This window comes from Thalassobius sp. MITS945101, from assembly GCF_047123305.1.
In the GTDB taxonomy this organism is placed as follows: domain Bacteria; phylum Pseudomonadota; class Alphaproteobacteria; order Rhodobacterales; family Rhodobacteraceae; genus Thalassobius.
Window position 1 is genome coordinate 554,151 of the sequence record NZ_CP138918.1, and the last position, 21,417, is coordinate 575,567.

Consider the following 21,417-nt stretch of genomic DNA (forward strand, 5'->3'; position numbering starts at 1 on the left):
CCCTTATGCGTTTACGTCGCTGCGATCTTCTTCCAGCGTTTCAATAAGACGAGTCTCCAACAGTTGCCCACCGCGATAGAGGATCGGGTAGCAGACCGAAGAGACATGGCTGTTCACCTCACGCATCACCCGCAAAACTTCCAGATGGATGTCACTGGAATCAAAGCTTTTCTGACTGCCTTCTGACAGCCGCTTCAGGTGTTTCTTGCGACTCGACCGCTCCAGCCGGGTCATCTCGTTCTTTTCTTCCAGCAGCAGGCGGGCAGATTCCAGGTCGTCCGAAATCAGCACATTCGACGCCAACCCCATGTTGGCCATCATCCGCTCATGCACTGCTGTCAGTTCCTGTTTCCCTGCACGCGAGAACAGGGCACCTTCCTGATCGCGCCGTTTGGCCAGCGGCAGCAGCACTTTGGCCACCAGATCGCCGCCGGCCTCAAGCGCGATGGCATATTCGGTCAACTCACGTGCCGCTTTGTTTTCGCCCTTGCTCATCTTCTCGCTGGGCATATCAGCCACATAGCGGCGAATGTCATCCAGCGCGTCATTCACAAACCGGTCCCGTGCGATCAGATTGCCCGCTCGCTGCCGGTCATATTTCAGCATCAGCTCCATCACCGGGGCGGCCATAGACTCGACCACCTGTTCCATCCGCATCACCTCCCGTTTGAGGTTCGCCAGCGCCAAGGCAGGCGTTTCAAGCGCAGCGTCATCGAGGACCGAGACAAACTCATGCGGCACATCATCGGCATCATCACTGGCGGCTGGCAACAGGCGTGCCAAAGGGGCCTCCAGAAAACGACAGAACGGCAAGGCCAACAGCAGCAAACAGTTAAAGGCCACATGGATGTTGATCAGCGTCTGCGCTGCATTGGCAGAGGTCAGATAGGGCATCACCGGCAGGCGGTTCACCACGATCAGCAACAGTAAGGCACCGGATCCCCGCAACAGGAAGTTCGCCACCGGCACCCGCCGGGCAACCGGGGTCAGCCCACGGGTCAACCAGATCGGGATCAGTGCGGACCCAAGGTTCGCCCCCAGCACCAGCGACACACCCGCCATCACCGGAATTGCCCCGATGTCCACAAGCGTTACACACATCAGGATCACCGCAACCGAGGAATGCATGAACCACGCCAGCAACGCGCCAATCACAAAGGCAGTGACAAAGTCATTGGCCAGGAAGGCCGCGATTGACGGCAGGAACGCGCTGTCGCGGATTGGATCCATGGTTTCACGCAGGAACCGCAGCGATATCAGGATGAAGGCGATCCCCAGAATGATGCGACCGGCCTGCTTTAACTTGCGTTGGTCGGATTTGATAAAGAACCCGCCACCAACAGCCAGCAACAGGGGCACCAGCCATTCCAGATCAAAGGACAGCACCTGGATCAGCAGGGCCGATCCCAGATCCGCCCCCAACACCACCGACAGACCACCAGCAAACCCCAACGCGCCGGTCCCGGCAAATCCCGACACCAACAAGGCCACCGCAGCCGAGCTTTGCAGGATAACGGCCAGCACCAACCCAGTTGAGGCGGCGCTGATCGGGTTGGTGGTTGTGGTCACCACACGCCGGAAAGAAGCCCCAAAGGCTCGTTCGATCCCGGTCCGCACCATACGCACCGCATAAAGCAGCAGCATGGTTGCGCCCATGAGCTGCACCACAAAGGAAATGATGGTCATCTAGTCCTCCTCGCGCGGTTTGTTTTCTTCATCCGGTGCCTCGCGCGGTTCGCCTTGTCAGACGATTTGTGCACACGGTTGCATATTGAGTTGCGGATACGGATCAACAGAAACATCAGCAATCCCCGCGTAAAAACGGCCTGAGCAGGGCGGCGCCGATTTGTGCATTTTTTGCACGAAATTTCGCCGGCCCTAGGCAACGGTCACGCCCCTCAAAGGTTGCGCCAGCACGCTGCGTCAGCGCCTGCAGGTGACCGTGTCGATCAGCTAACATCGTCGTTGAGACAGGAAATGTCCACTAAATCACACCGATTTACAGAAATACGCGGCTAAAAGTGCCATTTTTGCAAAAAACTGCACTTTTTTTGAGATCGCATCCCATAGCTGTAGCGGAATCGGCCCCCACCTTGCAGGAGGGGGCGGTTAAATCTGTTCATCACCAGTGTAGCGCTTGCCTTTTCCAGGCCGGTAAGGCTCTCTCGGGCAAAGCCATCAACGGAGCGCCAGATGCCAAACCTTGCCCAAGCCCTCACCGCCATTGATGCCGCAAATTCTGCGGATCCAACCGTTGAAGACGGCAAGCCCGCTGCATTGCTTTATGGCGAACGGATGACCGCGGAATTGGACGCGCTGTTTCCCGATGCCTCGGAAGTTTTGCAAATCGCCGCCCGTGGCCAACATATCGAGCGCTGGCTGCTGCCGCGCAAGGACTACCCAATGGGCAAGGCCGGCTACTATGCCTGGCGCAAAGAACAAGGGCGACGCCACAGTGAACGGGTCGCGGGCATTATGGCAGACGCCGGCTACGGGGAAGAGGCACAGGCGCGTGCTGGGGTTCTTCTGCGCAAAGAAGGCATCAAAAAAGACGCCGAGGTGCAGGCGTTGGAAGATGTGATCTGCTTTACCTTCATCCGCTGGTACCTGGGCCCCTTTGCCGAAACCCGCAGCGCTGAGGATCTGGAAAAAATCGTTGTGAAAACGGCACGTAAAATGTCCGAGGCCGCGCGCACTCGCGCTTTGGGAGAGTTCCCAATGCCTGACAATCTGGCGGCAGCTTTCAAGGTATGAGTTGAAAATTGTACACAACAAGGCCGCACAGCCCCAAACGGATCCAGTTCTGCGGCCTAAATTGTGACAATTTGTGTCTACTACAAAATTAGCTCTAAACTTATGAGGGAAACACCGTTAGCGTTATTAGGGTGTGGAAAGTACGGTATGTGGTGCGCCTAAGGTCAGAAGGTTTGATCTGTTTTTGGGCTTTGTTGTAAATTTTCCGTTGGCTTTACGACCCCGAAAGTTGAGGAAATGAAGAAAACTCTTGTCGCTAGGTATTTCCCCTCGATTGTCGCGGGATTTGCAGTTGCTGTGCTCGCCTTCGGTATGGATTTCCAAACCCGTTCGGTTGACCAGAAAGACCTCCGTGCGGAAGTTGCTGCCCAGACCGATGTGCTGCGCGCGCGCCTGTCCAGCCAAATCGAAGCCGGGGAGATCATCACCCGCGGTGTTGCCTCGGTGCTGAGCCGCGACGGTGACCCGACACAGATCGAATTTTCGGGACTGGTGAACGATGTCACCGAAGGTCGGCCCGACGTGATCAATGTGGCCTGGGCGCCCGAACTGGTCATTACACTGGTGCATCCGGTTGAACCCAACCGCGCCGCCATCGGCCTCGACTACCGCAAAACACCGGCCCAGCTGCAGGATGTTATGAAGGCGCGTGACACCGGCCAGATTGCCTTTGTTGGCCCGATCAACTTGGTGCAGGGCGGCAAAGGATTCATCATGCGGGTGCCGGTCTATTCCAGCCAAAGCGGTGATTTTGAATTTCGCGGCATCCTGTCCAGCGTCTTTGATCTGGAACCCTTCCTGTCCCGCACCGGATTTATCGATGACCGGCTTGTCATCGAAGTGGCGCTGAGCAACGGCGGCACCGCCGAGACCGTGTTCTTTGGCGATCCGGCTTTGCTGCAGGACATGCCGGTTCAAGCCGAGGTGACCCTGCCCGGCGGCACCTGGCAGATCCACGCCCGTCCCAAGGCAGGCTGGGCCTCTGCCCACGACAGCCTGCTGTTGCAGCGACTGTTGCTGTCATTGCTCGCAGCCATCATTCTGGTGCCGCTGATTGTCGCCAACCGACTAGCCATCGCGCGTCAGAATATCATTCAAGACATGGAGGTGGCGGATTCCCGTCTGAAGGCCTTTGTCCGCAACTCGCCGGGTGTGTTTTTCACCTACCTTGTGGCCGAAGGCGAACGGGATAAGATCGATTTCATCACCGACGCCTGCCGCGACATCTGGAACGCGGAACCGGTCGACATCTATCACCACCCCGGCATCATCTGGCGCGCCTTTGATGAATCGCAAATTGCCGATTTCAACGCCGAGATCGAACGCTCCCGCAGCACCCATACGCCGTGGAACTTTAGCTGGAAATCCACCACCCGTGACGGTCAGGTCAAATGGCTGGAAGGCTGGGGCCACCCCCATGCCGAGGTGAACGGCGTCACCCGCTGGGATTGCTTTGTGGTGGACAACACCGAACAGCGTCAGCGCGAAGACGATTATGAACGCCAAGCCGAAATTGCCCGTCAGGCCCAGAAGCAGGAAAGCATCGGTCAGCTCACCGGCGGTATGGCGCATGATTTCAACAACATGCTGGCCGTGGTGCGCGGTAACATGGAAATGCTGCACGATGACCTGAAAGCCGAAAACGTCGCCGATGACGAACGGCTGGAATTTGTCGAAGGCGCCATCAAGGCGGCCGAGCGTGGCAATGATCTGACCAAGAAAATGCTGAGCTTTGCCCGTCGCGCCAGCCTCAACCCGGAAGAAGTGGACCTGAACGAGGTGATCCGCGAGCTGGAAGGCTGGAGCGGGCGCACCCTTCCGGCCACCATTACGCTGCGCAATGCGCTTGGCAGTGATCTGCCCAAAGTGCGGGTCGACCGCAGTTCAACCGCCTCAGCGCTGTTGAATCTGATGGTAAACGCGCGTGACGCAATGCCCAATGGGGGCGAACTGTGCATTTCCACCCGGCTGCGCAGCCTGTCGGCGCAGGACATTGGCGCAGAGTGTCTGGACCTGACCTCGGGCAGCTATGTGGAACTGGCGCTAACCGACACGGGTGAGGGCATCCCGGCGGATAAGCTGGACACTGTTTTTGAGCCTTTCTACACCACCAAAGGCCCCGGCGCGGGATCGGGTCTGGGCCTGTCGATGGTCCAGGGGTTTGTGGCGCAGTCAGGTGGGGCGATCCAAATTGACTCGGAACTGGGCAAAGGCACCAAAGTGCGGCTGTTCTTCCCCGCTTTAGATGCCCCTGCACCCCGTGTAACACCGCAGTTTTCACGTGACGGGTCGGCCGCGCCACAGGGCATGTTGCGGATTTTGCTGGCAGAAGACGAAGAAGAGGTGCGCAAGGTTCTGGAACGCACCTTGGTCCGTCTGGGCCACACGGTGGTCACCGCCAAAGACGGCGACAGCGCGTTGCGGGTGTTTGAGCAGGATCAGAACTTTGACCTGCTGATGACCGATATTGTGATGCCCGGCAGCTTGCAGGGCACTGCGCTGGCCCGCGCTGTGCGCAAGATCCGTCGTGGTTTCCCTGTGATTGTCATGACCGGCTACACCGATGTGCCTTTGGATGAAGCAACAGGCCTCAACCCCGAAGACATCCGTCTTAGCAAACCGGTGGCCCGTGCGGACCTAATCCGCGCCATTGAGGCCACAATCGAACAGGCCCGCCAGCCCGTGGGACAGGCCTAGGCCTGTTGAAACAAACGGCCGGGCCCCGTCAGATCGCCGAGGCCCGCCAGACGCGCCATATGCCAGAACAGCACTTGGTTCGAGCTGAGCACGGGCTTGTCCAGTTCCGCCTCTAGATCGTCGATAATCCCGAAACACCGCAGATTGGTGCAACTCAGGAAAACGGCATCGCAATCCGCTGACTGGCCCACGTTCCGGGCCCCTGCCGCAATCGAAGCCGGGTCGATCCGCGCCACTTTGGCTTCTTCTTCTTCGCCGAAGGACAGGTGGCCTGTCACCGCAATTCCGGCAGACTGGAACGCGTCACACAGAGGGCGGGACACCGTTTCGATATAGGGCGTCAGCACCCCCAACCGCCTTATACCCAAGGCCGCACAAGCCGCGAGGGCGGCAGTCAAGGGATTGGTAACGGCCTTACAATCGGCCGATCCCGAGACCAGCGCGGCCACCCTGTCAGGGCCAATGGCCATACTGCCCGAGGTACAGCCATAACCGATCACATCAAACGAAACAGAAGGCGGCAACAAGCTGGCGGCGCGGGGCAGGTCTTCAGCCATTGCCTTGAGCGTCTCCTGCGTCACCTCCGCCCCGCTGGGTACACGGGTGACGTAACGGGCCAGCCCAGGCTGATCCAACAGCGCCGCCTCATATTCGATGGTCTCATCCGTCTGTAGCACCACAAGACCCAGATTGGCGCGATGCCCAAGGGCGGGGCTGAGGTCATAGGGAAAGGTGTCCATTACATCAACTCCGGCAGGTCCTGCGGCGCCCGTGGGGTAAGAAGCTCTGGCCCGTCCGCGCGCAAAACGATGTTTTCTTCATGAACCAGTGTCCGGCCCGGTGCAATTTCCACACCCGGCTCCAGGGTCAGCACCATACCCTCCACCAGCACCGTCTGGTCAAGCGCGGTGAAGCTGGGCCATTCGGTCAGGGTGACCCCTAGCCCATGTCCCAGCCGGCCCCCCAATGGCGTCGCGACGTGGCTTTGCAAGGTTTCTGTTAGCATATGGTGGACATCACAGGCCCGCATGCCGGGGCGCATGTCCTGCAGCGCCCGTTCCGTTGCCAGCCAAAGGGCCTCCTGCACCCGAGCGGTGTCAGCGGCGACGGGGCCAATGCTATAGTTGCGGTCAAAATCGCAGAAGTAGCCATTGCGCACAGCGCCGGTGTCCAACATCAGCACGTCGCCCCTTTCCAGCGGCTTCTCTGCGGCGGGGGAAATCACGTCGCCATAGCCACCCTGCCCGGCGCCACCCGCCACATAGCTCACCCAATCCGCGCCCTCTTGCAGCAACGCCATCTGAAAACTGCGAAAAACCTCTGCCACAGAGACACCTGTGTGGGCAAATGTAGCCACCCGATCAAAGGCCCGGCCAGCGATGGCGCAGCTTTCGCGAACTGCGGCAACCTCTGCCTCGGACTTGACCTCGCGCACGCGGTGCAGCGTGTCCGTGCCATCGACAAAGCGACGTCCTGAGAGGTGGGATTTGAGGGTCTCAAAGTCCGCCAATGGGGCGCGCAGCTGGGTTTCCAGGCCCATCGGTACCGCGATCCTGCCCCCCTCTGGCACCTGATCGGCAATCACCGATGCCAGCAACCCAACCCCATCGTCATGTGGATCCGGCGCGGGCCAGGTGTGGATCTGGTCAATCCAGGTGCGCCCCATCAGATCCGCCCCGATTGCAGGAATGACGGCAATAGGGTCCCCTTTGGCAGGGATCAGATTATACCAAGGACGTGCCGGGCTTTCCCAGAAGCGGGTCAGAAAACCGGTGGTGTAAAACACATCCGCAGGGGTCGTCAGCAGCAACAGATCCTGCCCTGCCACCGCCATCTTTGCCTGAAGCGCGTGCGTGCGGCGCTGGTATTCCGCCCGCGGAAAGATGAGCGAACGCTCTGCAGGCTCAGCCATCCTCTGGCCCCTCGCTGAGAATGCAAAGGACACGCGCTTCGCGTCCCACCCCTTCCACACCCGCCAGCAGCGCGGCCAGACCGGCACCGCCAGAGGCGGTGGTTTCCAGCCCGTGTTGCGCCAGCACAGCTGCTCCATCAGCGGCCTGTTCTTCGGTGATTGTTACAAAAACATCCGCGTCATGCGCCAATCCCGCCAGCGCCACCATAGACGGCGCTTTGCAGTCCAACCGGCCCATTTCAGAAACCGGCCCCGGCGTTTCTGTAAACGTCCCCGCCTCGATTGAGCCGATCAGGGCGCGGGCGTGTTCCGGCTCCACCACAATGATCTGCGGGACATCGCCCCAGGCCCGGCGCGCATAGGCGGCGACGGCCGCTGCCAGCCCCCCAACGCCGGCCTGCAACAGGATATGGCTAGGCGCTTCCTCCAGCTGGGCGACAGCCTCATAGGCCATTTGGGTGTAGCCTTCCATGACGTGATAGGGGCGGTCGGTATAGCCCGGCCAAGAGCTGTCCGAGAGCAATTCCAGATCGCTAGTCTCCGCGGCAGAGGCGGCGGCGGCCATGCTGGCCTCATAATCGTGACCGGCCCGCACCACCTCGGCACCGATCCCGCGCAGCCGTTCGGCAAAGGGTTCAGGCACGGTTTCAGCCAGATAGATCACTGCCTTGGCCCCAAACAGACGGGCGCCTGCTGCCAGTGACAGACCGTGATTGCCCGCACTTGCCGTGACATAGGCACGGCCCTTTAACGTTTCTTCCCATGACACATCTGACTGGGCGGCGCGCACCGCGGCGGCATCGCGCGCGATGCAATAGGCTGCGCCCAGCGCCTTGAAACTGCCCAACCCCATGCGGGTGCGTTCATCCTTCACCCAAAGCGCGGCCACGCCAGCCTGCTCGGCAAGCGCGGGAACCGAGGTCATTGCCGTTGGCTGATGTGCCGGGCAGAGATCAAGCAGTTGGGTCACCGCCTCAGCCTCGGTAGAGGGCCTCAACACGCCGAAACGGTCGGATTGATCAGTGCCGCGATAGGGGTTTTTGACGTGGGTTTGCCGGGTCATAAGCATGGGCGCTCCTTCTCTTGCCAATCAGATTAGCGGCTTCGGCCTCCGCGTTCTCGGATTTCTGTGATGCAATTGGGCGGATTTTCCGCGCCTATCTGGCCTCTTGATCCGAAAACCGGATCCGCTAGGGTCACCAACAACCCTCAACCCATAGGACCGGATATGGACGCATTTGACCGTGCACTGCTGAACGCCTTGCAAACCAACAACCGCCAGACCGCCGAGCAGCTTTCAGAGCACGTGGGATTGTCCCCCGATGCCTGCCGCAAAAGACTGGGCAAGCTGCGCCAGTCTGGCGTAATCGAGGCCGAAGTGGCCGTGCTGAGCCCCGAAAAACTCGGCCGCGGTCTGACACTGGTGGTTGAGGTCACGCTGCGCTCTGAAAGCCCGTCAGAAATCGACGCCTTTCAAAGCCGCATGCTGGCCGCCCCTGAGGTAATGCAATGTTACTACGTCACCGGCGAGGCGGATTTTGTGCTGACCCTGACAGCCAAGGATATGGCTGACTACGAAGCCTTTACCCGCAGGCATTTTTTCGATGAGGCCAACATCGCCCGTTTCCGGACCAATGTGGTGATGAAACGGGTCAAGTCTGGACTGGCTATTCCGCTAGAGGATTAGACCAGCCCGTAACTTCGATCAGCCTCAGAACTTGGCAATCATGTTCAGGAACACACCGCGCCCCTGATAGGTGATATTGGCCATATCGTCCGAGACCTCACCCCATTCATAACCCAGCCCGATCTTGGCGTTGTTGCCCACATGGCGATAAAGCGCTGCAAGGGCACCGGTTTCGGTGGCCTCCGCTTCGACCGTTTGCATCACCCGCCCTTCCAGCAGGGCGTCCCACTTGTGGACCACATGCCAGTCCAGCCGCACGATCCCAAGATGGGCGGTCGACTGGCTGACCACGCTGGTTGTGCGATCGCGCAACTCAGAGCGGCGGTAGCCGTATTTGCCGCCAATGCTCAATTTCGGGCTCAGGTCGTAGTCCACGTCGAACGACAGGATATGGCTTTTTTGCTGCGGCCCTTCGGTGGCTCCGGTGACGGTGACCTGATCCGCCCCGGGCAGATCATGCAGGTAGCTGTAGCGGAACAGCGCGTTCAGCCGTTCGTGTTCCACCGGCCGATAGGCATAGCCCAGGCTGGCTTCGGCATATTCGCCGTCGCGGAAACTGTCACCGGCATTGCGGGACACAAGTGAATCGAGGTTGGCGAGGAAACGCCAATCGTCGCTGACCTTGTATTCATAGCCCCCGCTGAGCGCCCAGGTATCGGCATCCTGAGCGGTGCCGTCCCCGTCTTCGGTGCGGTATTCCACTCGCAGGCGTGCTGCCTGTGCCTCTGCATCCTCAAACGACAGGCCCAGCGAATAGGCGTCACGGCTGAAGTCACCGTTGACAGAATCGCGCACAACGCCACTTTCCACCCCACCCGAGAAGCTCCACTTCGCGTCCGGTGTGTAGGTGACACCATAGCCACGGGTGAGCGATCGACGGTTGCCGAACAGGTCCCAGCTGTTGTCCATCGTGACGGTCACCGTATCGGACTCCCGGAAACTGCCACCGAGGGTCACGGTGCCGCCGTCGCGCCCGTTCAGAACTGAACCCGGACCAGAGCGCAGCGGATCCAGCGTGTAGCCAAGGGTGATCTCATTATCCGCAGTCTGGGCATAGCGCAGTTTCAGCTCGGCTCCCAAACCGCCGTCACCGCCGGACACCTCGCCCTCAGCCGCCAGTTTCTCGGTCAGCTGAGTGTCAAAGCCAAGCCCCGCCCGATTGGCCGGAGCCAATCCGCCGGAGCGCTCCAGATCGCCCTCGACAAAACCGTAGAGCAGATGGTCCTCTTCCGGCTGGTAGCTCAGACGCAGCGCCGCCTGTGTGCGGGTGCCGGTTTTGCTGGCATCGCTGGCTGTGGTGCGGTCTTCATGCGCCAACCCGGCCGCAACCGACCAATCCTCGTTTAACTGATAGGCCAGACGCACTTCGCCTTCGACATGACCATCACCGCCAGATTTTTCGAACTGTTCCAGATCAACACCAAAGGACAGCCTTTCCGAAAGGTCGCCTTCAAGGCGCATACCGACCAGTTTCTGGTCCTCGGTGACCTCTTCATTCAAGGTAGCAAAGCCCGCGTCCTTGCCCTCGGCATAGACGGAAAGATAACCGTCACGTTCGGCGCCGAAATCGGTGAAATCCACCTCCGCCTCAACGCGGTAGGCGCGGGCACGGGCGCCACTGCCGGCGGTCTGTGTGTCAATGGTCAGGCCACCGTCCGTTGTGGTTGAACGGCCAAAGCCCTGCCCTTCGCTTTCGACCAGTTCCGCCCGTAGGTGACTGTTTTCGCCCAAACGGTAGGTCAGATCGACGCCCAGCGCCTGTTGATCTGCGTCGCCTGTGGCCTCGGACATGGCCGAAAGACCCAGCCGCAGATCTTCGCTCAATTGCGCCTCGGCGCGCAGCCCCATTGAGGCCCCGTCCAGATCGCCGGTCAGGGGCGTGTATTCATATTGTGCCACCAGCGAGACGTCATGGTCCCGCCCGCCAATCAGCCCGCCATCGCTGGTGGTGGAGGCCAGAGGATCGTTGAGGATCACCACGCCCTGTATGTGGTCAATCTCGAAATCCTGCCCTTCGGTCAGGGTTTCCCGTCGGACAACACGGCCGGTGTCGGGATCGATGACTTCGACACTCAACCGCAGGGAGCCGCCAAGAATGTCCTGCCGCGTCAGGAAATAGACCGACCCACCAGTGCCACGCAGCACATCGCGCTGCGGCAGGCTGTCGGGTTGGGCGGCAAAGGCGGTGACCGCCAGTGCCGGTTCCCCCTCCGCATTCACCGAGGGGGAGGCATACCGCGCCTCAGCCCCATAAAGCGCCCGCGACTGGTTGAGGAAATGGCTGCCCGACAACTCGGCATCAAAATCACCCCAGACAAAACGGGCATCATCCCGTTCGACCCGCAGATAGACGCGTCCCTGTGACGGGGTATCGTCATAGGCGGTGCTGTCATCGCCATAGGTCGGGTACATGTCATCCGCATCCAGACGGCGCAAAACCTGACGGGGGTCTTTCTCGTTCAACCGACGGAAGATCCCCTTCAACTCTCCCTCACCAGTATCGGTGGAAGAGGTCACACGGTAACCGTTGGCATATTTGGCACTGAGGTAATAGGCCAGTCGACCTTCAGCATAATCGCGTTCAAAATCCGGATCTGCCGCCCCCAGATCGTCGCGCAGACGGCGGCCTATGGTCAGGTCGGCAAGGGCGACATAGAGTTTTTCATGATCGGGGATCAGGATATCGCGACGGATATCCTCGGACCGGGCGCCATCACGCAGGGTGACGCCAATCTGATGTTCGCCTTCCGGCAGGATCTGACTGGCCACAAAACGTCCCGCAGCGTCAACCGTGACCTGCTGGCCCATCACCTCGACCTCAGCGCCGGGCCGCAAACCCTGACCGTAGGCCGTCACCTCGCCCCCCGACAGATGAATGGAGCGGATCGCGGTGCGGTCTTCGCCCTCCCCCGCGGCCACAACTGCAGGGCCGGTGGTTTCATGGGTGTCATGCTCACCGCTCACCCGGGTCAGGACCAAGGGCTGGGTTTCATCAAACCGGCCATTGGAATCATAAACCCGCAGCACATAGGCATAGTCGCCCGAACCTTCGGCAGGCACCGCCCAGCGCACCTGCCCGTTTGCACTGACCGGCAGTTTCGTAACCAGCCGACGGCGGTTGGCGCGGTCCAGGATGCGGACCTCGGCCCGTTCAATGAAATAGGCATAGTTGGTGGACGCGCGGAAGGTCACCTCCGTCCCACCTTTGTAGCCAGCCCGCAGATCTGCGATGGTGACATTCAGACGGCGGTCCGGATAAAGGCCGTCAAACCGGATATCAACTGAGGCATTTTCCGCCACCATATCCGCGGGGCGTCGTGGATCACGCGGCGGTGCGCTGCCGGCCACATGGCTGTCATCAATCGAGATCGAAAAGCCGATCTGCTCAAACGCCCCTTCGGGTTTGATTGTGATCAGCTCGGCGTTTTCACCAACCGGCATATCCACCACGATATCGGCATTGGACCTTTCACATCCCTCCGGCTGAGGCACCAGCGCCTCATCACAATGGTCGTCTGCCATAGCAGGAAACGCCGAGAACGCGGTCAGAGCGGAGCCAAGCAGCAACACCGCACGCAGGGTCGTTGGCCGCAAGGAGGTCGGGCGGCCCGGACGGCCGGCAGTCATCTTCAACATAGTTCTGTCCTTATTTCCGGGTCTCAACGAAGGTCCGCTCAATGGTCAGCTTGACCTGCGAAAGCGCGGGCCAGTCCTGCCTGAGATGACGCGCCACCAGCTGCATATGCCGCCTTGCACGTTGTTTGTCCGCACGGGTCGGCGCTTCGCCCAGATGGTAAGCCAGGCGCAGATGCACCGCTTCGCCCTGGATCTGCGGCAGCAGTGTTGCGATGCCGTCAATCAACGGTTCTGACAGCCGCACACGCCCGTCCGCACCGGTGACAAAGGCCGCGTCCACCAGGTCCACCCGCACCACACGGGTGATCGCCGCGCCAAAGTTCATCTCACTCATCTTGCCCCGTGTCAGACGGATCACCCGTGGGTTTTCCGTTGTGATCCGGTAGCCTGCAGGCAGCGAACGAGTGTCGAGCTTCAGGATGAAGTTGCCACCACGATCGGCTGGCAACATGGCGCAGGGCACATGGAAACGGCCGTGCGCATCGGTGGTGATGATGGTGCCATCGACACCAACCAGACGCACTGCAGGCAGGCCTGCTTCGCCTTCGTTCTGATAACCGTCGCGGTTTTCATCTTCGAACACCTTGCCGATCACGTCGCCGCAATCAAACACCGGTTCCGGCAGGATCCGCACCGTGGCGGTTGCCTCTTCGGCCAATAGCGTGTCATCGGTCGGATGGCGTACCGTGGCGCGGTTGATATGGGCGCCAACGTCGGCGCTGCTCAACACACGGGCCGACAGGGTCAGTGTCACGGTGGTGAGCGGTGGAAGTGGGAGGTTATCCCAACGGATCACCCGCCCATCTACAAGCACCTGATGAGACGCGCCTTCAAAGGTGGCAGGGCCATCGACGTACAGCAGCCCTTCCGGCAGCACATCCACAATGTCCACAGTGCCCGAGACAAAGACGTTCTCATTCTCAACCGTGATCGTGTAGGGCACCACGCTGCCCCGCTCGACCACACCCCTTGGGGTGGTTTTGGTGATCGTCATGCCCTGATCGGTGATCACCGGCGCAAAGATCAGCTCGGTCGGGTCGTCCGACGTGTTGCCGTCACTGTCGATGTCATCATCAGAGACATCGGACACCGTTGGCGGCGTGCCGGGGAACAGCGGCGGATAGACTGCGGTGCCGTCTGCCGTAACTGTGTTGGACAAACCTACTTCGGTAACGGCCTGAATGGTCAACGTGTAGCTGGCGGCGTAGGTTGCGACCTCACCAATTGCCAGATCGCCAGCGCCCGATCCCATGTCAGCCGAGACAAAGTCCGGTCCGCTATCAAGGCTGAGCGGTGTGCCCGCCTGAGTGGTCAGCACATCCGCCACCGTAACGCCCGACAGCGGCACGTTGCCGGTGTTGGTCACGGCGATGGTATAGTCCACACGGTCGCCGACCCCATCGATGCCATCGCCATTGTCGACAAGCACCTGAGATTTCACCGCCTCGATGGATTCAATCGGGTTCTGCACCACGGTTTCCGTCGCCTGATCGCAGATTGCCGGATAGGCCACCGAGCAGATCTCATAAGTCACTTCATATGCACCCGCCGGATGGCCCGGTGCCAAGGTGATCAGCGCGGTGTCAGGGTCCAGTGTGACCCCAGGATCTTCCGCGATCACACGGATCGTCACATTGGCCAGAGCGCCGGCTCACTGACCACCGTGTCGCTGGCCAGCATTGAGGTGGTGGTACCACCGTCAGTGTCAAAGGCAGGGAAGCTTTCAGGCAGCGCCTCAATCGCGGCGACAATGGCAACATCACTGCTGTCATCGCTGACCTGCTGCGGATCATCGTTGAGGTCGGAATAGTCCCCCGTCACCGTTGCGGTGTTGAGAACTTCTCCAGCATCAATATGTGCCTGCGACAGGGCCAGACGGCCGGTGATCGAACTGTCATCGACCGCCCCCGGTGCCAACAAGGCAATCGGGGAGCCGCTCAGGACAACCCCCGGCAGCGGGTCCGTCAGGGTGACATGGGTCAGGGTCACATTGCCGGTGTTGGTCACGGTAAAGCGGTAGTCCAGCGGATCGCCGGGCACGGCCTGCACCGTCTGATAGACCGCGTCCTGCGCCTCTTTCAGCAGCGTTATGCCAGGCACCTGTATGATCGGCACGGTGGTCACCGTGTCATTGTCCTGCGCGGTGCCGGAGACGTCACTGACATCCGCGCCGGTGGGGGGGGGTGCCCGTTACCCTTGCCTGATTTTCCACCCGACCGGCATCAATGTCCGCCTCTGTCACCGCATAGCTGTCACTGTAGGTCGCCGTATCCACAGCACCCGGGACCATAGAGGCGATCGGGTCACCGGTCAGGTCCAGCCCCACAAGATCATCCGTCAGGGTGACATTGGTCAAAGTCACGTTGCCGGTATTGGTGATAGTGAAGCTGTAGGTGATCAGGTCACCCGGCTGCGGTACCAGCTGCAGACCGCTGTTATCCGCCAGTTTCACCAAGGTGATCGCTGGGTTTTGGGTCAGATCGGCCACCGTGTCTTCGTCGGTGCCGGTTGTGTTACCCGAGTCGTCTCTGACTTCCCCCCCTGTAGGTGGCGCGCCCTTGACCGTTGCGCGGTTGCGCACTTCGCCGGCGTCCACGTCAGCCTGTGTCAAAGTATAGCTGGCCGTGTAGGTCGTACTATCAACCTGCCCCGGCACCATCGTTGCAATGGGTGCGCCGCTGAGCACAAGCCCGAGCAGCCCGTCCGTCACCGTCACATTGGTCAGCGTCACGTTGCCGATGTTGGTCACGGTGAAGGCATAGGTCAGCACGTCCCCTGCCGACGGCGGTGTGGAAAGGCCGCTGCGTTCTACCGTTTTGACCAGATCAATCGCGGGTGATCGAGTAAAATCGGTGGTTGTCGGATCGTCACTGGTCAACGTTGTGCCCGAGATGCCGGTCACATCGGCGCCTGTCGGCGGTGTTCCAGTGGTGGTCGCCTGGTTTGTCAACTCGCCGGCGTCCACATCATCCTGCGTCAGCGCATAGGTCCCGACATAGGTTGTGCTGTCCGTTGTCCCCGGTGCCAACGTCGCGATCGGGCCCGGCGTCACTGTCAGCCCCACCAGCGGATCGTCCAGCAGCACATTGCTGAGCGTGACGTTGCCTGTGTTGGTGATGGCAAACCGGAAGGTCACGATCTCGCCCGCGACAGGCGGGTTCGACAGACCCGAGATATCTTCGGTTTTCACCAGTGCAATCGAAGGGCTTTGTGGAACCGCGGTTGTAACTGGTGTGTCATTGTCGACCGCAGAGCCGGAGTCATCCGTGACATTCGGACCGGTGGGCGGCGTGCCTGTGGTCGTGGCATGGTTGACCACCTGACCTGTATCAATGTCGCTCTGTTTCAGCGCGTAACTGGCCGTGAAAGTCGTACTGTCCGTCGCCCCCGGTGCCAGCGAAGCAATCGGACCGCCGGACAGGACAATATCTGTCAAAATGTCGCTCAACGTCACATTGCTCAGCGTCACGTTGCCCGTGTTGGTGATGGCAAAGCTGTAGGCGATCAGGTCACCCACGGCGGGTGGCGTTGAGAAGCCGCTGGCATCCTCAGTTTTACCAGCGCAATCGCAGGGTTCTGATGCAAGGGGTGCAGCGTGTCGGTATCGGTACCGGTGCTGGTGCCGGAAACGTCTCTGACTTCCGGCCCACTTGGCGGCATGCCGGTGGCAGTGGCGCGGTTGCGCACCTCGCCTGCATCAATGTCTGCCTGTGTCACCGCATAGGTCGCCGTGAAAGTGGAACTGTCCGTGGCCCCCGGCGCCATAGTCGCAATCGGCGCGCCGCTCAGCACAATGCCCGGAAGCATGTCGTCAATATCCACACCGGTCAGCGTCACGTTGCCGGTGTTGGTCACTGTGAAGGCATAGCTGATGGTCTGCCCCACAACAGTGGGATCGGTGGTTGTGGCACCGGAGATGGTCTTGACCAGATCCAGCGCGGGGCTTTGCGTGTTGGACGCTTCGGTTGGGGTGTCGTTGTCCGTCGCCGTGCCAGAAGTGTCGCTGACGCTGTCGCCATAGGGGCCGGTGCCCAAGGCGCTGGCAAAGTTGGTCACCAGTCCTGCATCGATGTCTGCCTGTTTCAGCGCATAGGTGGCAAATTGCGGGGCGCTGGTCTGCCCCGGGCTCAGCAGCGCGATCGTGGAAGGGGTGAAGATCAGATCCGGGAGGGTTGTGTCCACAAGGTTGATATTTTGGACGTTCACATTGCCGGTGTTGTGAACCACAAACTGGTAGGTGATGATATCGCCAACCTGCGGCGGATCCTGAAAGGCGCTGGTGTCTCTGGATTTTACCAGCGCTATGGACTGGGTTACGCCGGCGTTGACAGGGGTGGGATCGTCTTCATTGGCGTCGTCCCCACGGCCGTTTCCATTCCCATCAGGGTTGGTTCCGTCATCCGAAAGGTCCCGCAGATAAGGGTTGGTTGGATAGCTCTGTCCCGACAAGACGCCGGTGCCTACAACAGTGGCTTGGTTTTCGTACAGGTGACCACCGGGCTGTGCGGCAGGCAATGGAACCGTTGGCTGCACACGGATCGTAAAGTCGATCTGACAGGTGGCACCAGCCGCAAGCGTGATGCCGGATGCCAGGGTCTGATTGCCCGCCCCGTTATAGGCCGGATTGGAGCCGCCACATGTGCTCATCGGGGTGGTGAGCATCGTGTAGGTGCCCGCCGCCATCACATCGGTGGCCGGGGTGCCAAGGGTGACATGTGTGCCAAACAACGGGGCCACCCCTTGCAAAGCATCCGTGACAATGATGCTGTTCAGCGCTTCAAGGCTAAAGTTCTCCACCTCAATCCGGAACGGCGCGGTGAAAGAGCCGTCAGCATTGACCGTTTGTGTCTGCAGGGTTTTAGCCAGACCGATCCGCGCCTGGGGCACCATCGCAAAGTTGTAGCCGGTGACATCCGAATTGGCCGGGATCGAAATTGCCGCGATCGCCGCCGGTCCTGACAGGGTGCCGCCAACCGAACCCGCGGTGTCGATGCCATCTTCCAGATAGCTTTCCGATGGGGTGCCACGGGTCACAGTGTAGCTGCCTTCGGGCACGTTCTGGAACGTGTAGTTGCCGTTTGAATCGGTTGTCGCAGTCGTCGTAAAGGCCGCGCCGTCATAAGTCGTGCCCGAGATGGTCATAGTCACACCAGCGATGCCGGTATCGGTCCCGATCTGCGTGCCATCGTCATTGAAGTCGCGGAACAAGGTGCCGGACAACGTAGAGGAATAGATGCTGACGGTTGCGGAAATCGGTGTTGTCGCTGGTGTCGATGTCGAAGGAATAGGTCCCAACGCTGGCCGTATTCACAAAAGAGGCAGGCCGTGCGCTCACACCGGTCACCTGCACCGGCACGGTCACTTCAACCACACCGCCGCTGCTGATGGTGCCGAACTCGCAGAACACCGAAGTGCCACCTGCAACACCTGTACAGGTGGTATCAGAGGCGGTGCCGGAAATAACGGCAACCGAGGGGGTTCCCACCAGTTCCATATTGGCAGGCAGCGTGTCCGTCATCTCAACGATATCCGCCTCGACCAGCGAAACGCCGGTCGGGTTGGTGATCCGGATCAAATACTGGAAATCATCCCGCACATTGGTCTGGGTGATCGCCGCCCCAAGGCTGCTTTGCGCCTCTTTGGTCAGGTTCAGGTTCACACGGGTGCGCACGGTGGTGGTTTCATCCGCCGTGTTGTTGTTCATATTGCTGTCAAAGCCACCCAGACTCTCAAGCGATGAGACGGTGACCGTGTTGGTGGCCACACCTTTGGCCTCACCCTCAGCGACAATCTGGATCTGACGGCTGGCGCCCGCATCCAAGCGCGGGAAGCTACAGTCCAATGAGCCGCCAAAAGAGCCCGCTACAGGCACGATCGAACAGGACCCATCCGCATCAACCGTATGCGAAACAAAACTGATGTCCGCCGCAGGCATCGTGTCCACCACACGCACGTCCTCGGCGTGGCTGGGGCCGGTGTTCTGCACGGTGATCGTGTAGATGGTCTGGAACTCCATCGTGACCGGATCGATGTCTTCGACCTTGTTGACCAGAAGATCGACCTCAGGTGCCCCGACTGGTGTGGTGATTGTCACATCGTTGTTGGCGCTGTTGGTCTCAATCGTGGTGGTGGCAACACTGGCCGAATTGCTGATGGAGCCGCCGTAATAGGCAAACAGTGGACGCAACACGACGGTCACCGTCCGCTGCGCCCCATTGTTCACTGTCCCCAGGTTACAGACCAGCTGATCGTTGGTGCCAGTGACAATCTCTGCCCCCACCGCAGGGGCCGTCGTACAGCTGCCGCTGGCCGGCGTGGCCGACAGGAAGATGGCATTGTTGGGCAACGTGTCAGTGATCGTCACGTTTTCGGCAGCACTGTGCCCGTCATCCTGATTGATCGCGGAGATCACATAGGTCAGGTTCTGGCCAGCACGCACCGGGTCCGGTGTCGCCACCTTGTTAACGGTCACATCCGCGCGGGCCTCGACGTTGAAGCTGGCGCTGTCTTCGTTGTTGGTCAGGTCCGGATCCGCCACCGTGGAAGAGATCACCTGCGACGTGTTGGTCCGGCTGCCGGCGTTGCCACCGGGGCGCACCACTACGGTGACGGTGGGACAATCCGAGCCTGCGGTACAGATCGGCAGGCTGGCAATGCTACAGGTCAACAGACGGCTGTGCCCCCCGGTCGAACTGGTGGAACAGACCGGCGTTGAACCGCCAATGCCAAGCGTTGTGTTCACAGAAACAAGCCCGGCCCCAACGGCGCCTTCGCTGTCATTGATCAAGCTGTTCAGCGCATCGCTCAAGGTGACGTTCTCGGCGGTATGGGGGCCGGTGTTCACAATTTCCAGCGCGTAGCTCTGCGTGTCCCCTGCGGGCACAGAGGCCAGACCACGGGTCTTGAGCACCGCGATATCCGCGCTCAACGGGCCTGTAGAAAAGGTGATTTCATAGCTGGCAGTGTCATTGGCCGGATCATGTTCGGGCCGGTTGCCATCCGGGGAGAACACCGAGACATTGTTCACAACCCGCTGCGCCAGAGTGGCCTCTGCCTCAAGCGTGAGCGTCGGGGTGGTTGATCCGGCAGCCAGGGGCACTGCGCTGGTATAGATCCGGGTACAGGTCACATTGGCGGGTCCGACAAGCGGCGGGGTTGGGCAGGTCCAGCCAGACCCAGAGGAGCCGCGATAAGTCAGCCTTTCTGGCAGGGCGTCTGTCAGCTCAATCGTGCCATAGAAAACGTCATTCCCCGCGTTGGTGACCGACAGCGGGAAATCATAGGTGTTGCCCACCACGCCCAGGGCCGGATTGGGCCCGGACTTGTTGGCGACCAGATCGACATAGGGATCCTGCAGGTCCGAGATACTGTCGGTGTCGCTGTTGTTGGACGGGTTCGGATCGTTTGGGCTGGCCGCTGAAATCGATGCAGTGTTCACCACATTGCCCGCCACCAGAACCGTTGTGTTGATCACAATGTCGCCGAGGGCCACATCGCCACCGGCGCCAAGCCCGGTTGCCATGTCACAGGTCACGGTCTGCCCCAACACGCCGCAGACCCAGCCGCTGCCCACCGCCGGCTCCACCGAGTCGATCTGGTAATTCGATGGCACGGTATCTGTCACCTGGATCAGATCCGGCGAGTCACCGGTATAGCTGCTGGCAAGGGTAAAACTGACGGTCTCACCGGTCAGCACCATCCCCGGAATACTGCGGGTTTTGGTGATTACCAGGTCGGTCCCAGCTGTTACCGTTGTGTTGGTCGTATCGGTGTTGTTCCCCGTCACCGGGTCGATCGGGAACGCCCCAGAGACACTCCCCGCGGGCGAAATCGTCGCCCCTTCGGCTGTGCCGATCCGGGCGGTGAAGTCAAAAGTCTGAGTGGCCCCGACAGCCAAGGCACCCACCGTGCAACTGTGGCTGCTGCCAGCGTCGCTACAGCCGGCAGGGGTGGAAATCCCGGCCAGCCCCGAGGGATCGGGGAATTGCAGGCTGGCGCCGTCCAGCGCATTGGGCCCGTTGTTGGTGACAACAAACTGGTAGGTGACCGAACTGCCCGCTGCAGCGGTGTTGGGCCCAGTAAGGGTGACCGCAAGGTCCGAACCGGCATTGATGGTGGTTGTTTCGGCGGCGGTGTTGTTCACCGCATCCACATCACCGGTGTCATCCACCCGCGCGTTGAGGGTCAGGTCGCCTTGGATTTCGGACTGCAGATTGATGGTCATCGATGCCACTTGCATTGGCTGCAAAGCGACAATCGAGCAGGTGACCGTTGCGGGCCCGACAACGGCGCCAGCGGGGCAGGCTATTCCGCTACCGGTTGTGCCGATAAGGGTCGAATTTGCCGGAACATCAAAGGCAAATCCATTGGCATTGGCCTTGTCCAACCCGTTGTTGGAGACGGTAACCGCATAGCGGACCGTGCCGCCTGCCGCTGTGGGGTCATAGCCGGTGTCTTCAAGATTGAGCAGCCAGTCGACGTTTTGCGCCTGCGCGGTCCCCGCGGGGACCAACATCGCCAAACACCCTGCAACCAAGACCTGAGCACACCACACAACAACGGAGCGCGAAACGCGCCCGAAAGCTTTCCCCAAAACCATATTTCCTGCCTCAGGAGCGCAGACGCGCCCCGATCCCCAATCCGTTATTCATTCATTTGGCCCGCGCGTTGCGCCGGCCAAGCCTGTTCCAATCACCCACATGCTGATTGGCGTTGCATTATGTGTTGCAAC

13 protein-coding genes are annotated in these 21,417 nt (G+C 60.4%); 3 read left to right on the forward strand and 10 right to left on the reverse strand.

All coding sequences use genetic code 11. The features are described 5' to 3' along the window. Nucleotides 1-3: 3 nt before the first annotated feature. The gene (locus SIC14_RS02955; protein WP_412564351.1) at nucleotides 4-1,686 is read right to left on the reverse strand and encodes a Na/Pi cotransporter family protein; all 1,683 of its coding nucleotides are present in this window, start codon (nucleotides 1,684-1,686) and stop codon (nucleotides 4-6) included. Nucleotides 1,687-2,193: 507 nt separating this feature from the next. Between SIC14_RS02955 and SIC14_RS02960 the strand changes: the two genes are divergently transcribed. Continuing rightward, on the forward strand, nucleotides 2,194-2,754 hold the full coding sequence (locus SIC14_RS02960; RefSeq protein ID WP_412564352.1) for a DUF4202 domain-containing protein: 561 nt from the start codon (nucleotides 2,194-2,196) through the stop codon (nucleotides 2,752-2,754). Between the two features lie 237 nt (nucleotides 2,755-2,991). Beyond that, nucleotides 2,992-5,451, forward strand: coding sequence for an ATP-binding protein (locus SIC14_RS02965; RefSeq protein WP_412564353.1), 2,460 nt, complete (start codon nucleotides 2,992-2,994; stop codon nucleotides 5,449-5,451). Here SIC14_RS02965 and SIC14_RS02970 read toward each other — a convergent pair. From SIC14_RS02970 to SIC14_RS02980, 3 genes are read right to left on the reverse strand one after another with little or no spacing between them, the layout of a single operon-like run. Further along, complete coding sequence (locus SIC14_RS02970) at nucleotides 5,448-6,191, reverse strand: Asp/Glu racemase (protein ID WP_412564354.1); 744 nt, start codon at nucleotides 6,189-6,191, stop codon at nucleotides 5,448-5,450. The genes SIC14_RS02965 and SIC14_RS02970 overlap by 4 nt on opposite strands. Further along, the gene (locus SIC14_RS02975) at nucleotides 6,191-7,363 is read right to left on the reverse strand and encodes a M24 family metallopeptidase (RefSeq protein ID WP_412564355.1); all 1,173 of its coding nucleotides are present in this window, start codon (nucleotides 7,361-7,363) and stop codon (nucleotides 6,191-6,193) included. The genes SIC14_RS02970 and SIC14_RS02975 overlap by 1 nt, the downstream gene beginning before the upstream one ends. Beyond that, nucleotides 7,356-8,426, reverse strand: coding sequence for a pyridoxal-phosphate dependent enzyme (locus SIC14_RS02980; protein ID WP_412564356.1), 1,071 nt, complete (start codon nucleotides 8,424-8,426; stop codon nucleotides 7,356-7,358). The genes SIC14_RS02975 and SIC14_RS02980 overlap by 8 nt, the downstream gene beginning before the upstream one ends. A gap of 165 nt (nucleotides 8,427-8,591) precedes the next feature. Here SIC14_RS02980 and SIC14_RS02985 point away from each other — a divergent pair, with 165 nt between their 5' ends. Next, complete coding sequence (locus tag SIC14_RS02985; RefSeq protein ID WP_412564357.1) at nucleotides 8,592-9,050, forward strand: Lrp/AsnC family transcriptional regulator; 459 nt, start codon at nucleotides 8,592-8,594, stop codon at nucleotides 9,048-9,050. 24 nt (nucleotides 9,051-9,074) lie between these two features. Here SIC14_RS02985 and SIC14_RS02990 read toward each other — a convergent pair whose 3' ends face one another. Genes SIC14_RS02990 through SIC14_RS03015 form a run of 6 tightly spaced genes read right to left on the reverse strand, consistent with a single transcriptional unit; the run spans nucleotide 9,075 to nucleotide 21,201 of the window. Further along, nucleotides 9,075-12,686 (reverse strand): hypothetical protein, encoded by a 3,612-nt coding sequence (locus tag SIC14_RS02990; RefSeq protein WP_412564358.1) that lies wholly within the window; start codon nucleotides 12,684-12,686, stop codon nucleotides 9,075-9,077. 10 nt (nucleotides 12,687-12,696) lie between these two features. Beyond that, complete coding sequence (locus SIC14_RS02995; RefSeq protein WP_412564359.1) at nucleotides 12,697-14,319, reverse strand: hypothetical protein; 1,623 nt, start codon at nucleotides 14,317-14,319, stop codon at nucleotides 12,697-12,699. Beyond that, nucleotides 14,316-14,810 carry a hypothetical protein gene (locus tag SIC14_RS03000; RefSeq protein WP_412564360.1) on the reverse strand — a complete coding sequence of 165 codons (495 nt, stop codon included), beginning with the start codon at nucleotides 14,808-14,810 and terminating at the stop codon, nucleotides 14,316-14,318. The genes SIC14_RS02995 and SIC14_RS03000 overlap by 4 nt, the downstream gene beginning before the upstream one ends. Before the next feature lie 31 nt (nucleotides 14,811-14,841). Next, nucleotides 14,842-16,203 (reverse strand): hypothetical protein, encoded by a 1,362-nt coding sequence (locus tag SIC14_RS03005; protein ID WP_412564361.1) that lies wholly within the window; start codon nucleotides 16,201-16,203, stop codon nucleotides 14,842-14,844. Beyond that, nucleotides 16,191-17,906, reverse strand: a complete 1,716-nt coding sequence (locus tag SIC14_RS03010; RefSeq protein ID WP_412564362.1) for an SdrD B-like domain-containing protein — start codon at nucleotides 17,904-17,906, stop codon at nucleotides 16,191-16,193. Before SIC14_RS03010 ends, SIC14_RS03005 begins: the two co-directional genes overlap by 13 nt. Further along, the gene (locus SIC14_RS03015) at nucleotides 17,875-21,201 is read right to left on the reverse strand and encodes a hypothetical protein (RefSeq protein ID WP_412564363.1); all 3,327 of its coding nucleotides are present in this window, start codon (nucleotides 21,199-21,201) and stop codon (nucleotides 17,875-17,877) included. Before SIC14_RS03015 ends, SIC14_RS03010 begins: the two co-directional genes overlap by 32 nt. Nucleotides 21,202-21,417: the final 216 nt, after the last annotated feature.

Excerpts from the sequence above, each read along its gene's own strand:
- SIC14_RS02985 (WP_412564357.1), top strand. The coding sequence starts at position 8,592 with ATGGACGCATTTGACCGTGCACTGCTGAACGCCTTGCAAACCAACAAC.
- SIC14_RS02960 (WP_412564352.1), top strand. The coding sequence starts at position 2,194 with ATGCCAAACCTTGCCCAAGCCCTCACCGCCATTGATGCCGCAAATTCT.
- SIC14_RS02955 (WP_412564351.1), bottom strand. The coding sequence starts at position 1,686 with ATGACCATCATTTCCTTTGTGGTGCAGCTCATGGGCGCAACCATGCTG.
- SIC14_RS02980 (WP_412564356.1), bottom strand. The coding sequence starts at position 8,426 with ATGACCCGGCAAACCCACGTCAAAAACCCCTATCGCGGCACTGATCAA.
- SIC14_RS02970 (WP_412564354.1), bottom strand. The coding sequence starts at position 6,191 with ATGGACACCTTTCCCTATGACCTCAGCCCCGCCCTTGGGCATCGCGCC.
- SIC14_RS02965 (WP_412564353.1), top strand. The coding sequence starts at position 2,992 with ATGAAGAAAACTCTTGTCGCTAGGTATTTCCCCTCGATTGTCGCGGGA.
- SIC14_RS02990 (WP_412564358.1), bottom strand. The coding sequence starts at position 12,686 with ATGTTGAAGATGACTGCCGGCCGTCCGGGCCGCCCGACCTCCTTGCGG.
- SIC14_RS02975 (WP_412564355.1), bottom strand. The coding sequence starts at position 7,363 with ATGGCTGAGCCTGCAGAGCGTTCGCTCATCTTTCCGCGGGCGGAATAC.
- SIC14_RS03015 (WP_412564363.1), bottom strand. The coding sequence starts at position 21,201 with ATGTTGGTCCCCGCGGGGACCGCGCAGGCGCAAAACGTCGACTGGCTG.